The sequence below is a fragment of the Deinococcus budaensis genome (assembly GCF_014201885.1).
Taxonomy (GTDB): Bacteria; Deinococcota; Deinococci; order Deinococcales; family Deinococcaceae; genus Deinococcus; species Deinococcus budaensis.
In genome coordinates this window covers 182,044-194,156 of the sequence record NZ_JACHFN010000004.1, presented here as the reverse complement: position 1 = coordinate 194,156, position 12,113 = coordinate 182,044, and the positions used below count along the sequence as shown (strand labels likewise).

The 12,113-nt window shown below is 71.2% G+C and carries 10 protein-coding genes; 2 read left to right on the top strand and 8 right to left on the bottom strand.

Annotated features, from left to right (window positions below; all coding sequences use genetic code 11):
• Nucleotides 1-10 precede the first annotated feature (10 nt).
• The 5 genes from HNQ09_RS07215 to HNQ09_RS07195 form a co-directional block, all read right to left on the bottom strand.
• Nucleotides 11-973 (bottom strand): glycoside hydrolase family 43 protein, encoded by a 963-nt coding sequence (locus tag HNQ09_RS07215; protein ID WP_184027309.1) that lies wholly within the window; start codon nt 971-973, stop codon nt 11-13.
• Complete coding sequence (locus tag HNQ09_RS07210) at nt 970-2,034, bottom strand: glycoside hydrolase family 43 protein (protein ID WP_343057651.1); 1,065 nt, start codon at nt 2,032-2,034, stop codon at nt 970-972. Before HNQ09_RS07210 ends, HNQ09_RS07215 begins: the two co-directional genes overlap by 4 nt.
• A 2-nt stretch (nt 2,035-2,036) precedes the next feature.
• Nucleotides 2,037-2,918 (bottom strand): carbohydrate ABC transporter permease, encoded by an 882-nt coding sequence (locus tag HNQ09_RS07205; RefSeq protein WP_184027306.1) that lies wholly within the window; start codon nt 2,916-2,918, stop codon nt 2,037-2,039.
• A gap of 5 nt (nt 2,919-2,923) precedes the next feature.
• Nucleotides 2,924-3,865: a carbohydrate ABC transporter permease gene (locus HNQ09_RS07200; protein ID WP_184027304.1), complete on the bottom strand. Its 942-nt coding sequence runs from the start codon at nt 3,863-3,865 to the stop codon at nt 2,924-2,926.
• Between the two features lie 121 nt (nt 3,866-3,986).
• Complete coding sequence (locus HNQ09_RS07195) at nt 3,987-5,321, bottom strand: ABC transporter substrate-binding protein (protein WP_184027302.1); 1,335 nt, start codon at nt 5,319-5,321, stop codon at nt 3,987-3,989.
• 298 nt (nt 5,322-5,619) lie between these two features.
• On the opposite strand from HNQ09_RS07195, the gene HNQ09_RS07190 reads away from it, so the two are divergent.
• Nucleotides 5,620-6,714 carry an EAL domain-containing protein gene (locus tag HNQ09_RS07190; RefSeq protein WP_184027300.1) on the top strand — a complete coding sequence of 365 codons (1,095 nt, stop codon included), beginning with the start codon at nt 5,620-5,622 and terminating at the stop codon, nt 6,712-6,714.
• Between the two features lie 89 nt (nt 6,715-6,803).
• Here HNQ09_RS07190 and HNQ09_RS07185 read toward each other — a convergent pair whose 3' ends face one another.
• Nucleotides 6,804-8,174 carry a S1C family serine protease gene (locus tag HNQ09_RS07185; RefSeq protein WP_246363204.1) on the bottom strand — a complete coding sequence of 457 codons (1,371 nt, stop codon included), beginning with the start codon at nt 8,172-8,174 and terminating at the stop codon, nt 6,804-6,806.
• A 208-nt stretch (nt 8,175-8,382) separates the two neighbouring features.
• On the bottom strand, nt 8,383-10,257 hold the full coding sequence (locus tag HNQ09_RS07180) for an ABC transporter ATP-binding protein (protein ID WP_184027298.1): 1,875 nt from the start codon (nt 10,255-10,257) through the stop codon (nt 8,383-8,385).
• A 105-nt stretch (nt 10,258-10,362) separates the two neighbouring features.
• Here HNQ09_RS07180 and HNQ09_RS07175 point away from each other — a divergent pair, with 105 nt between their 5' ends.
• Nucleotides 10,363-11,157, top strand: a complete 795-nt coding sequence (locus HNQ09_RS07175; protein WP_184027296.1) for a hypothetical protein — start codon at nt 10,363-10,365, stop codon at nt 11,155-11,157.
• Here HNQ09_RS07175 and HNQ09_RS07170 read toward each other — a convergent pair.
• Nucleotides 11,154-12,113, bottom strand: coding sequence for an NADP-dependent oxidoreductase (locus tag HNQ09_RS07170; RefSeq protein WP_184027293.1), 960 nt, complete (start codon nt 12,111-12,113; stop codon nt 11,154-11,156). The genes HNQ09_RS07175 and HNQ09_RS07170 overlap by 4 nt on opposite strands.

Below are 12,113 nucleotides of genomic sequence, written 5' to 3'. Positions count from 1 at the left end.
CGGCGCGAAGTCAGGCGACAGGTTCAGGCAGCGCCGTGGGCCGCCCGCCGGTCCAGCGCAGCGGCGCGGCGTGCAGCTGGCGCCGGGTGCGTTCCTCATTCCAGGCGTGAAAGACCAGCACGTCCTGTTCGCCCCGCCGGGTGACGCTGGCGTGGCCGGGGCCGGTGAGGTGCCCGGCGGTTCTCAGCACGTTGGCGCCAGGCTGCGGCTCGCTCCAGGGGCCGAGCGGGTGATCGGCCACCGCGTGCCCGACCCCGTAGGTCTCGTTGGTCCAGGCGCCGCCGGAGTACAGCAGGTGGTAGCGGCCGCCCCGGTGCAGCACGAAAGGCCCTTCCAGCGTGTGCCAGTCGTACACCGCGCCGTACATCGTCCTGGCCCGCTGGTAGACCTGCCAGTCGCCACTCGCCCGCAGGATGGTCCGGGTCTCGCCCAGCCGGGTCATGTCGTGCAGGGGCGCGACCGCCAGCAGGGTGCCGGGCCGCTCGCCGGTCAGGTCGTCGCGGGCGTAGTAGAGGTACCACGACCCGTCCGGCGCCTGAAAGGGGTGCGGGTCGATGGCGAACGGTTCGTCCGGCGTCAGGTTCAGGCCCCGGTCCACGAATGGCCCCAGCGGGTGCGCGGCCGTCGCCACCCGCAGGTGATGCCCCGCATCCCCCTGCCCCACCGAGTAGTACAGGTAGAAGGTGTCCCCGCTGCGGGCCACCTCGGGCGCCCAGTAGTCCATCCGTTCGGGCGAGAGCGCCTCCAGCACGCCCCCGTGCGAGGTCCAGTGCACCAGGTCCGGCGACGACAGCACCTCGAAGGCCCGCACGCCTGCCTGCCCGTGCTGCCCGGTGCCGTAGGCGTAGTAGGTGCCGTCCACCTCCAGCACGAAGGGGTCCGCGAAGTCGCCCGGGTACAGCGGCGTTTCGGGCAGGGGTCCGGGTGGGGTCGTCCCGGTCGTCGCCCTGCCCAGCTCAGGGTCACCGCTCATGGGGTGGGCGCCCGCTGCGGCGTCAGCGTCGGCCCGGCCACCCGCGCCTTGCCGCCGCTGAAGGTGATGGGGTCGAGGCGCAGGCTGCGGTAGCCCACCGTGTCCCCGATGGCCCCGGTGGTCCAGGCGTGGTAGGCCAGCCATGTACGCCCCGCCCCGTCTTTCACGACCGTCTGGTGGCCGGGTCCAGCCACGGCCCCCTTGGTCACCAGAATCGGATTTTCCGGCGCCTTGCGGTACGGCCCGCCGATGCGCGGGGCCGTCGCGTAGCCCACCGCGTACAGGTCGCTGTCAAAAGGCCCGGCCGAGTACAGCAGGTAGTACACGCCGCCCGCCTTGTAGAGGGTCGGCGCCTCGATGACGTTGCCCTCCCACAGCTGGAAATTCTGAATCAGGGTGCTGGCCTTGCCCGTCAGCCGCAACCCGTCGGCGCTCAGCGGCTGGAGGTAGATGTTCGTCGCCTGGTTGCAGCAGTTGCCGTCGTTCTTCCACAGCAAGTAGCGCTTGCCGTCACTGTCCAGAAAGGGGCTGGCGTCGATGCTGCCGCCCTCGGCGAGCTGGCAGATCAGCGGTTTGGCCGAGGTGTCGCGAAACGGCCCGGCGGGCGAGGCGCCGCTGGCCGCGCCGATGCACTGGCGCCCGCTCTCCTCGTGCAGCGCGGTGTAGTACAGCACGAAGCGCTGGCCCACCCGCGCCACCTCGGGCGCCCAGGTGCGGCCCCCGCCCGCCCACGCGGGCAGCAGCGGCATCGCGTCGCCCCGGCGCTCCCAGCGCACCAGATCGCGGCTTACGGCGTGCGGCACGTTCGAGCCGTCCGTGTTCGTCGCGTAGGCGTGGTACACCCCCCCCTCACGCAGGACGAAGGGGTCCGCGAAGTTCTCGTCCAAGACCGGGTTGCGGAAGGTCTTGGCCGTGGCCGGAGCTTTGGCAGGAGCCGTGGCTGCGGGGCCGCCGCTCCCCCCGGCCAGCGTGGCGCCGGGGGTCAGCAGCGCGGTCAGGGTAAAAGCCAGCGCCAGGCGGGGCCGCACGGGAAGGGGCCGGGCCGGTTGGGGTCGGGTCACGTCTACTCCTTGAGGCCGGTCGTGGACAGGCCCGATTCCAGAAACCGCTGCGCGAGCAGGTAGGCGATGAGGGCGGGCACCGCCGCCAGCGTGGTCGAGGCCATCAGCTTGCCGTACTCGGTCACGTAGCGCTGCGAGAAGGTGGTGATGCCGACCGGCAGCGTCATCTTGTCCACGTCGGTGACCGTGAAGAGCGGCCACAGGAAGTTGTTCCACGACCCCATGAACGCGAACACCGCCAACGTGACCAGCGACGGCACGCTCAGCGGCAGGATGATGCGCCACAGGATTTGCAGGCTGCTGGCGCCGTCGAGCCGCGCGGCTTCCTCCAGTTCACGCGGGATTCCCATGAAAAACTGCCGCAGCAAGAAGACCCCGAACACCCCGCTGATGCCCGGCCAGATCAGGGCGTTGTAGCTGTTGATCCAGTCGAAATTCAGCATCATGATGTAGGTCGGAATCAATGTCACGATGCCGGGAATCATCAGGCTCGACAGGATGAACCAGAACCAGGCGTTGCGGCCCGGAAACTGCATCCGCGCCAGCGGGTAAGCGGTCAGCGCGCACAGCAGCACGTGCCCGACCGTAAAGGCCGCCGCCACGAACAGCGAGTTCCAGGTCCAGCGCAGGATGTTGCCGTCCGGCGAGGTCAGCACCTCGCGGTAGTTGTCGAAGGTGATGTTGCGCGGAATCCACTGCACCGGCGTGGCGATGGCGTCGGCCTCGGTCTTCAGCGAGGTGGAAATCATCCAGTAGACCGGCGCCAGAAACAGCAGCGCCAGCACGCACAGGATCAAAAAGCGCGGCAGGTCGCGCGGCATCCGGCGGCGCCGGGGCGCGGCCGAGCGGGAAGCCGGGGAACTGGGAGGCGTCACGGTGGTCATGCTTCTCAGCCCTCCTTTACGTCACGCGCCATCATGCGGAACTGCGCGGCGGTGAAAATCAGCATGAACAGCCCGAAGACAAAGCCCATCGCGGCGGCGCTGGAATACTGCGCGTTGGTAAAGCCTTCCTCGGTGATGTACTGGATCACGCTCTGGGTCGAGCGGCTCGGCCCGCCGTTGGTGATCACCAGCGACTGGCCGAACAGCTGAAAAGACGCCAGCGCCGTCGTCACGATCACGAACAGCGTGACGGGGGCCAGCATCGGCACGGTGATGAAACGGAAGCTCTGCCAGGGCGTCGCCCCGTCTAGCGAGGCCGCCTCGTAGAGACTGAGCGGCACGTTGCCCAGCGCGGCCAGGTACAGCGTCATGTTGAAGCCCAGCGTCCACCAGATCGTGCCCACCACGATGGGCACCCAGGCCAGGCCCTCGGTCGAGAGCCAGGGAATCGGGGGGGCGCTGAACAGCGCGTCGCGGGCCGCGTTCACCAGGCCGATCTGGTTGTCGAACATCCAACGCCACAAGATGCCCATCACCGATACGGTTAGGATGCCGGGCATGAAAAAGACGGCCCGGAAAAAAGTCCGCCCGACGATGGGGCGGTGCAGCAGCAGCGCCAGCCCCAGCGCCGCCGCGACCAGCAGCGGCACGCTGACGATGGTAAAGAAGGTGGTGTTCCAGAGCGTCTTCCAGAAAAAATCCGCCTGGGGCGTGCCCGGCGTGAAGATGTTGCGGTAGAACTCGCCGCCCACGAACGGCTGGGTTCCGCTCAGCAGGTCCCAGCGGTGCAGGCTGATATACAGGCCGTACCCGATGGGATACACGGTGAAAAGAAAAAACAGCACGGCGTGCGGCAGCAGGTACAGGTAAGGCTCGAGGCTGACGCGCGGCCTCGGTGCGGGCGCCCGGGCCGTGCTGGTCGTGGGCGGGGCTTGCGTGACAGTCATGGCAGGTACCTCGCGCGTGGGGGAGTGAGGAGAGGAAAGAAGGGCGGCGGCCCAGCCTCCTCACCGTCTGGACGTGGTGAAAAGGGGCTGGGCCGCCTGTTCGGGGCCGCCGGGCCGCCCGTTACTGGAAGTTCTTGCGGGCCTGCGCGATCTGCTTGTTGGCCTCACTCACGCCGTCGTTGAGCGCCTTTTGCACGGGCTTCTTGCCCAGGTAGGCGGCCTCCCAGGCCTGGTCGAAGGGCGCCATGACCTGCCCGACCCAGGGGTAGCCGCTGGTCGCGTAGACGCTGTTCAGACGGTCGAACACGCCGTTGATGGGCGCCGAGGCGAACTTGGTGTTGTTCGCCACCGCCCGCTGGGTGGGCAGGCTGCCGGTCGCGGTCCAGGTCAGGTTCTGGGCGGGCTGCGACAGCCACGACATGAACACCAGCGCGGCGCGGCGCTTGTTGGCGTCGTACCCGGCGCGCTGCTTGGGCAGGGTCAGGTGGCTCGATCCGCCCCAGGCGGCGTCGCGGGCGGTGCCGCCCACGCGCGGCATAAAGGTCACGCCGAAGTTCATCTTCTGCTGCTCGAAGCGGTCGAGGTACCACTGCCCGCTGGGAAACATGCAGACCTTGCCCTGACTGAAGGCCGCGAGTTCGGCTTCCTCGGTGCTGTTGGGGCGGGCGACCTTTTGCTTTTGCACCAGATCGACCAGGAACTGCACGGCGCTGACCGCCTGCGGCGAGTTGAAGGCCGCGTTCTGGTTCTTGTCCACCATCGCCCCGCCGTTCTGGAGAATGGCGGCGTAGGCGGCGCGGGCGCCCACCCAGTTGTTGTAGAGACTGACGCCCCAGGTGTCGAGGTTCTTGGCGTCGAACCCTGCCTGGGTGGCGTTCTTGCCACTCTTGTCCACCGTGCACTTCTGCGCGGCGGTCAGGAATTCGGCGCGGGTGCGGGGCGGCTTGTTGGGGTCCAGCCCGACCTTCTTCATCAGGTCCTTGTTGTAGAACATGACGTAGGCCACGCTGGAAATCGGCACCCCGTAGGACTGGCCCTGGTAGTCGGCGGTCTGGAACAGCGGCCCGAAGAACCTAGCCTTGTCGATGCCCGCCGTTTTCAGCTCGGCGGCGGTGAGGGGCGAGACGGCCCCGCGCGCGACGAAGTTGGTGATCTGGTCCTCGTTGATCACGACCACGTCGGGCGCCCGGCCCGAGGCGACCAGCGAGGGGAGCTGCTGCCAGGTCGTGCCCCAGGGCTGGGCCGTGGCGCGAACCTGAATGTTGGGGTAGGTCTCGTTGAACTTCTTGATCAGCGACTCCATCACCGGGCGGTCGGGGCCGGTGAAGCCGTGCAGGAAGGTCAGCTGGACCCTGGGGCCGCTGTAGGTCTGGGCGCTTGCCAGCGGCGCGGCGGCGGTGCCGAGCGCCAGCAGCGCCAGCAGGGTCTTGCGGGCAGGAAACGGGGAACGCGACATAGGTAAAACCTCCTGGGAGAACGTGGCTGCCTGCCCAGAGAGAGGCCGCTCGCCGCTCAAGCCGGGCGGCAAACGGCGGGACTCCAGGCTGACCTGTCTGTACAGGCGCAGCCTACACCCCCGCCAGGACAGCGTCAATCGGTTTTTTGCCGGTCTGATGAGAAGTCAAGCTAAGGTAATGGCCGCGTTTGGCTTTCTCTCAGAAAAGCGGGCCGGGTGCGGGGGGACGGGCCGCTTCCCCCCTCCCGAGGCTCAGCCAGAAAGCTGTCACCCCGCGTGGTGTAGAACGGCGGGCGACATGTCTGCCTCTGCCGCCCCTGCCCCCTGCGACTGCCACGAGATCCGGCCGCCCGACCTCACGCCCCTGACCGGCCTCTCGCTGCGCGGCGCCTCGTCTCACCTGGGCCGTCAGCTGGCGCTGCTGCTGGTGGCTCAGGACCTGCCGCTGGAGGAGCGGGCGGGAGCGTGGTTCATCTCTCCGGCAGGGTTCGGGCGCCTGGAAGCCGTGCTGGCCGCCCTGTCGCCCACCGAGCGGCCCGGGGTGCTCGCAGCGCCCTGGACGGCGGCGGGCGAACTGGACCCCTGGGGGCTGGCGCCGCTGGAGGTCTGGGTGCGGCGGCTGGGCAGCGCGTGGTTCGCGGCGGCGAGCACGGGGGGCCTGCACTTTCACCTCCAGCCGGTCGTCGCGCTGGCGAGCGGGCAGGTGTATGGCTACGAGGCGCTGGTGCGCGCCCACGGCGAGGGAGGACTGATCGGTGCCGGGCCGCTGCTGGAGGCCGCCGCTGCACACGGACAGGCCCGCGCGTTCGACGCGCTGGCGCGGCGCGGGGCGATCCGTCAGGTCTACCCCCGCTTGCAGCCCGGCGAGGTGCTGTTCATCAACTTTGCGCCGGGCGTGGTGTACAACCCCGACATCTGCCTGCGGACCACCTTCGAGACCTGCCAGGAGGTGGGGGCCGACTTCTCGCGCCTGCTGTTCGAGGTGACCGAAAGCGAGGCCTTCCCCGACCTGAGGCTGCTGCGCTCGATTCTGGAGCGCTACCGCGCCCAGGGCGCGCAGGTGGCGCTCGACGACCTGGGCGCCGGGCACACCAGCCTGACCTACCTCTCCGAGTTGCGGCCCGACATCGTGAAGCTCGACCGCGCGCTGGTGCGCGGCCTGCACGGCGCCGACCCCCGGGTGCCGCTGATCACGGCGCTGGTCCGCTACGCCCACGACCTGGGCATCCGGGTGGTCAGCGAGGGCATCGAGACGCCCGGGGAGCTGGAACTGGTCCGGCAGCTCGGCAGCGACTACGCCCAGGGGTACCTGCTGGGCCGCCCGGCGCCGCAACCGCTCGGGGTGGCCGAGGCTGCCGCCCGGCTGTGGCCCCGGCAGGCGCCCTCTCCCTGAAGGGCGTGGCCCGGCCCGTGGCAGACAAGTGCTGCCACGGGGTTCCTGGCCCAGGGACGCCGGGGCCGCTGCCAGCGTTCCGGCCAGTCTCAGCGTCCGGCGGGCGGCGTGAGGGTCAGTTCGCGCTCGACCTCCTGGCCGCCGCGCTCGACGTTGAGGGTGACCTGATCCCCCGGTTCCTTGCCGATCAGCACGCTTTGCAGGTCCTGCACCGAATCGACCGCCTCGCCGTCGATCTCGGTGATCACGTCGCCGCCCAGCCGGATGGTGCCGTCGGGAAACTGCTGGCTGCGCTGGCCGCCGCGCAGTCCGGCCTGGGCGGCGGGCGATCCCGGCTCGACCGACTGGACCAGCACGCCGCTGTCGGGCAGGTCCAGGGCCTCGCGGGCCGAGGGCGTCAGGGCTTGCAGGTTCAGGGTCACCACCCCGATGCGCGGCACGCTGATGTCCTCGCCCGCCCGCAGGCGCGGCAGCAGGCTCTTGGCGACGTTGATCGGAATGGCAAAGCCCACGCCGGCATTCTGCCCGACCCCGGTCGCGGCCCCGGCGGGCGAGAGAATCTGGGTGTTCACGCCGATCACCTCGCCCCGGCTGTTCACGAGGGGACCGCCCGAGTTGCCCGGGTTGATCGCGGCGTCGGTCTGGATCGAGTTTTGCGGGATGTAGTTGACCCCGGTGGGAATCACCCGCTCGAGGGCCGAGACGATGCCCTGCGTGACCGTGAACTCCAGCCCGAAGGGGGCGCCCATCGCGATGGCCTTTTCGCCCACCCGCAGCGAGTCGCTGTCTCCCAGACGCATGGGCGTCAGGCCTGAGGGCAGCCCCTCGGCGCGCAGCAGGGCCAGGTCGTAGTCCGGGGCGGTGCCCACCACCCGGGCCTCGTACTCGCGTTCGTTGCCGTGCAGCCGGACCCGCACGTTGGCGGCGTCCTGAATCACGTGGTAGTTGGTCAGGATGTCGCCCTGGGCGTCGATCAGGAAGCCCGAGCCGCTGCCCGTCACCACCTCGGCGCCGCCCGGGGCCGGGGACGGCTGCGGGGCCAGCGGCGACTCGCTGAACAGAGAACCGTTCCCCACCTGATCCAGCCGGGTGACGAACACCACGCCCTCCTGGTTGTTCTCCACGACCGAGATGGTGTTCTCGTCGTAGGCCAGGCGGTCCGGGTCCTGGGTGCCCGTTGTCCCGGCACCGCCCGCCGCCGTGCCTGAGCCGGAGGACGCGGGCGGCGCCGAGGTGGCCCCGCTGCCCGCCCCCGTCTGGGAGTCCGCCGAACCGGCTGGGGTGGCCGACGGCTGCGCCGCCCCGGTGGAAGAGGTGCCCGTGGAGGTCTCCGTGGCCGTGCCGCTTCCCGCCGAACTGGTTCCGGCCGAGCTGGTCCCGGTCGAGCCAGTCCCAGCCGAGTTTTCCTGGCAGCCGGTGAGCAGCAGCAGGGCCGTCAGGATCATCGTCGTGGCTTTCATCTCTCTTCTCCTCCAGTCGGGCAGTCGGGGTCTTGCTGCCGGAGTCCCGGCTCCCCGCCGCGCCGTGTGTGCCGGGCGCCGTCTATACCGGGTGGCTGGGCGTTGCCCTGGTTGTAATGCGCCGCCGCCGCTTTCCCACTTCATTTTGATGAAGCCGGGTTCAGGCCCCCCCCCCGCCGCTGGACGCCGGAGGCCCACGCCTCTGGGGCTAGCGGGTCTGCGGCAGGGGGTCGGCGGGAGCGTCGGCCGTCTCCCCGCTGGCGTAGCCACGCGCCTGAAGGGCGTAGAGCGCCGCGTACTGCCCGCCCAGCGCGATCAAGTCCGGGTGGCTGCCCGCCTCCCGCACCACGCCGCCGTCCAGCAGGATGATCTGCTCGGCCAGCCGCACGGTGGAGAAGCGGTGCGAGATCAAGAGGGTGATGCGCCCGGCGGCCTGCTCCCGCAGCGCCGCGACCGTCTCGAACTCGGCGCGGGCGTCGAGGGCCGCCGTCGGCTCGTCGAACACCAGCACCGAGGCGTCCCGGAAGTACAGCCGCGCCAGCGCCAGCCGCTGCCACTGCCCGCCCGAGAGCTGCCGTCCCCCCTGAAAGAGCCGCCCCAGCGGCGTGTCGAGGCCCTGGGGAAGGTCGTCCACGTAGGCAGCCCCGGCCTGCTCCACCGCCCGCCCCACCCCGGCGGCGTCACCCAGGCGGCCCACCTCGGCGATCGCCACGTTCTCGCGCGCGCTCATCTGGTACTGCCCGAAGTCCTGAAAGATGATGCTCATCTCGCGCTGCACGCTGCGGGGGCTGAAGCGCGCGGCGTCCTGCCCGTTGAGCAGGATGCGCCCCGAGGTCGGCTCGAAGAGCCGGGTCAGCAGCTTCACGACCGTGGTCTTGCCCGCCCCGTTTTCCCCCACCAGCGCCAGCGCCTCACCCCGCCGCACCGTGAAGCTCACCCCGCGCAGCACGTCGCGCTCGGTCAAGGGGTAGCGGAAGCCCACCGCCTGAAACTCGATGCTCTCGATGCTTCCGCGCCACTCCTCGCCCGCGTCCAGGTCGCGGCCGGGCAGTTCCAGAAAGTCGAAGAGGTTGCGCATGTACAGCAGGTTCTGGTAGATGCCGCTCACGCCGTTGAGCAGTCCCGCGACCGTGCCCTGCACCTGCGCGATGCCCAGCACGAAGATGCCGAAGTCGCCCACCGTGATCTCCCCGGCGGCGGCGCGGCGCAGGATCAGGGCGCTCGCCAGCCCGATCAGCAGGGCCGAGAGCAGCGACGCCCCGAAGCCCCACGCCGAGCGGCGGCGGATGATGTCCTCCAGTTGCCGCCGGAAGCCCAGGTAATACTCGCGCCAGCGCCCCAGCAGGTAAGGTTCGAAGCCGAAGAGCCGCACCTCTTTCACCAACTGGTCCGAGGTCAGCAGCCCGCCCAGGTAGTTCTGCACCCGCGCGTCGTGGGTCTGCCAGCGCAGCATCCGGTAATTCTCCACGCCGAACTTGTTGCTGACCCACACGCCCGGCAGGCTCGCCAGCAGCACCAGCGGCAGCACCCAGGCCCCGAGCTGCGCCATCAGCGCGCCCACCGACACCAGCGTCACGGCGGCCCCCGCCAGCCCCACGAGCTGGGTCGCCACGCCCAGCGGTCTCGATCCCACCTCGCGGTAGGCCTGCTGCAACTTGTCGTAGGTCTCGGCGTTCTCGAAGGCCTCCACGCTCAGGCCCGAGGCCTTGTCCAGAATGCGGCGGCTGACCGCGTGCTGGAGGCTGTCACCCAGCAGCTGCTGCGAGGCGTTCTGCACGGTGGACATCAGGCTGCCCGCCACGACCAGCGCGACCTGCACGCCCAGCAGCGAGAGCAGCGCGGCGTAGCTCACGCCCGCCGCCGCCGCCCGCGCCACCCCGTCAAGCAGCAGCTTGCCGACATACAGGTTGGCCGCCGGAAGGGCGCTGCCCAGCAGCGTGGTCAGGGCGTAGGTCAGGCTGTGGCGCGGGCTGGCCTGCCACACCAGCCGCAGGGTGCGCAGCAAGTCGGCGGAGCGCAGGGCCAGGGGCGCGCGCTCACCGCCTGCGGGGGAAAGCGGGGGGCGGGAGGCGGGTGCGGTCATCTGGGCGCCAGTGTCGCGCTCTGCCGCCTGCCGGAAGGTAGGGCGCCGCGCACTTCGCCCCCGTCCCCGTCCCCGTGCCCGGCGCCCGGCGTTACCCTGCGGGCCGTGACCCCCGGCGACCCGCCTCCGACCCGGCCCAGCGTGTTCGCCGGGCGGCTGCGTCAGGTGCTCGCGCGGCCTGAGCTGCCCGGCGCGGCGCTCGAAGAGGTCGTGCAGGCCGCCTTCGGCGCGGCCGACCCGCTGGCGGCCCTGGGCGCGGCCCTGCGCGGCCGGGGTGTGCCGCTGGAGCTGCCCGCCCTCGCCGGGGTGGCCTGGGGCCTGCTGGGGGTCACGCGGCCGCGCGCGGTGCAGCTGGGCGCGGCCGCCGACGCGCGCCTGACCCACCTCGCCGAGCTGCACGACGTGGCGGTGCCCTCCGCCGCGCGGACGCTGGCGGCCCGGCTGGCGGGGGAACGGGACCTCGCGCCTGACCTGCGGCGGGTCCGGCCAGGGTGGGTCCCAGACGGAGGGGACACGGCTGCCCTGCTCGAAGCGGTCTTCCGCGAGGAAGGCGCGGGCTTCCTGGCCCTGCCCGGCGAGTTCGGTCCCTGGGCCTACCTGCCGGGCGTGGCCGACCTTCAGGAGCTGTCGCGGGCCTACGGGGCGCTGGTGCGGGCCGCCTCGGCCAGCGGTGAACGCGAGGTGCTGACGGCGGCCTTGCTTCTCCAGGCCCGCGCTCCGCTGGGCGCCGCGCCGCTGCTCGCCCGGCTGGAAGCCGCCGCCTACCGCCCGCAGCGGGGGCCTGCACGCCCCGGCCCGGCGCCCGCCGAACTGGTCGCGCTGGAGGACGCCTGCTGGAGCGCCGCCGCCCGGATCGCGCGGGAGCAGCGTGCCCGCTGGACCCGGCCGCGCCGGGGTTAGTCCAGCGTCACCACGACCTTGCCCCGGACACCGCGCCCCTCGGCGTAGCGGTGCGCCTGGGCAATCTGTGCCAGCGCAAAGGTCCGGTCGAGCGGCACCCTCAGCGCGCCGCCGTCGATCAGCCGGGCCAGCAGGGCGAGGTCCTGCGCGCGTTCCTTCGTCTGCACGCCGGAAAAGCGCGGGCCGGGACCTCCCAGCGTGGCCCAGGCGCTCGCGGGGCTGGTCGGAAAGGGCCGCGTGGAGACGAACACGCCACCCGGCGCCAGTGCCCCGCGCACCCGCGCGAAGTCGAGCGCGGGCGGCGTGTCGAAGATCACGTCCCAGCGCCCGGCGGCCCGGCCCAGGTCCAGCTCGGCAGGGTCCAGTTCGGCGGGGTCCAGCACTTCCTCGGCCCCCAGACCCCGCACGAAGTCGTGTTTTTCCGGGCGCGCGGTGGCCGTCACGCTGGCCCCGTAGTGCCGCGCGAGCTGTACCCCGAACGCCCCGATCCCGCCCGCCGCGCCGTTCACGAGGACCCGCGCGCCCCGGCGCAGATGCAGCCCCGCCCCGGCCCGCAGCGCCTGCAAGGCGGTCAGACCCGCCAGCGGCACCGCCGCCGCCTCGGCGGGGGAGACGCTGACCGGGGCGCGCGCCACCCGCGCCTGCCGCACCTTCACGTACTCGGCCGCGCCGCCCCCGCCGTGCCCCAGCAGCGAGTACACCCGGTCGCCCAATTCCAGCGCCGTCACTCCCGGCCCCAGCCCGACCACCTCGCCCGCCACGTCCAGGCCCACGGTAAAGGGCCGCCGCACCACGAAGCCGGGCAGGTCACCTCGCCGCATTCCCAGATCGGTGCCGTTCACGCTGCTGGCGTGGACCCGGATCAGGACCTCGTCGCCCTGCGGCCAGGGCCAGGCGACCTCGTCCAGCCGCAGGACCTCGGGACCGCCAAAAGAATGAAACCGCGCTGCTTGCAT

Coding starts and splice junctions, on each gene's coding strand:
- HNQ09_RS07170 (WP_184027293.1), bottom strand. CDS start 12,113: ATGCAAGCAGCGCGGTTTCATTCTTTTGGCGGTCCCGAGGTCCTGCGG.
- HNQ09_RS07195 (WP_184027302.1), bottom strand. CDS start 5,321: ATGTCGCGTTCCCCGTTTCCTGCCCGCAAGACCCTGCTGGCGCTGCTG.
- HNQ09_RS07190 (WP_184027300.1), top strand. CDS start 5,620: ATGTCTGCCTCTGCCGCCCCTGCCCCCTGCGACTGCCACGAGATCCGG.
- HNQ09_RS07215 (WP_184027309.1), bottom strand. CDS start 973: ATGAGCGGTGACCCTGAGCTGGGCAGGGCGACGACCGGGACGACCCCA.
- HNQ09_RS07180 (WP_184027298.1), bottom strand. CDS start 10,257: ATGACCGCACCCGCCTCCCGCCCCCCGCTTTCCCCCGCAGGCGGTGAG.
- HNQ09_RS07185 (WP_246363204.1), bottom strand. CDS start 8,174: ATGAAAGCCACGACGATGATCCTGACGGCCCTGCTGCTGCTCACCGGC.
- HNQ09_RS07205 (WP_184027306.1), bottom strand. CDS start 2,918: ATGACCACCGTGACGCCTCCCAGTTCCCCGGCTTCCCGCTCGGCCGCG.
- HNQ09_RS07200 (WP_184027304.1), bottom strand. CDS start 3,865: ATGACTGTCACGCAAGCCCCGCCCACGACCAGCACGGCCCGGGCGCCC.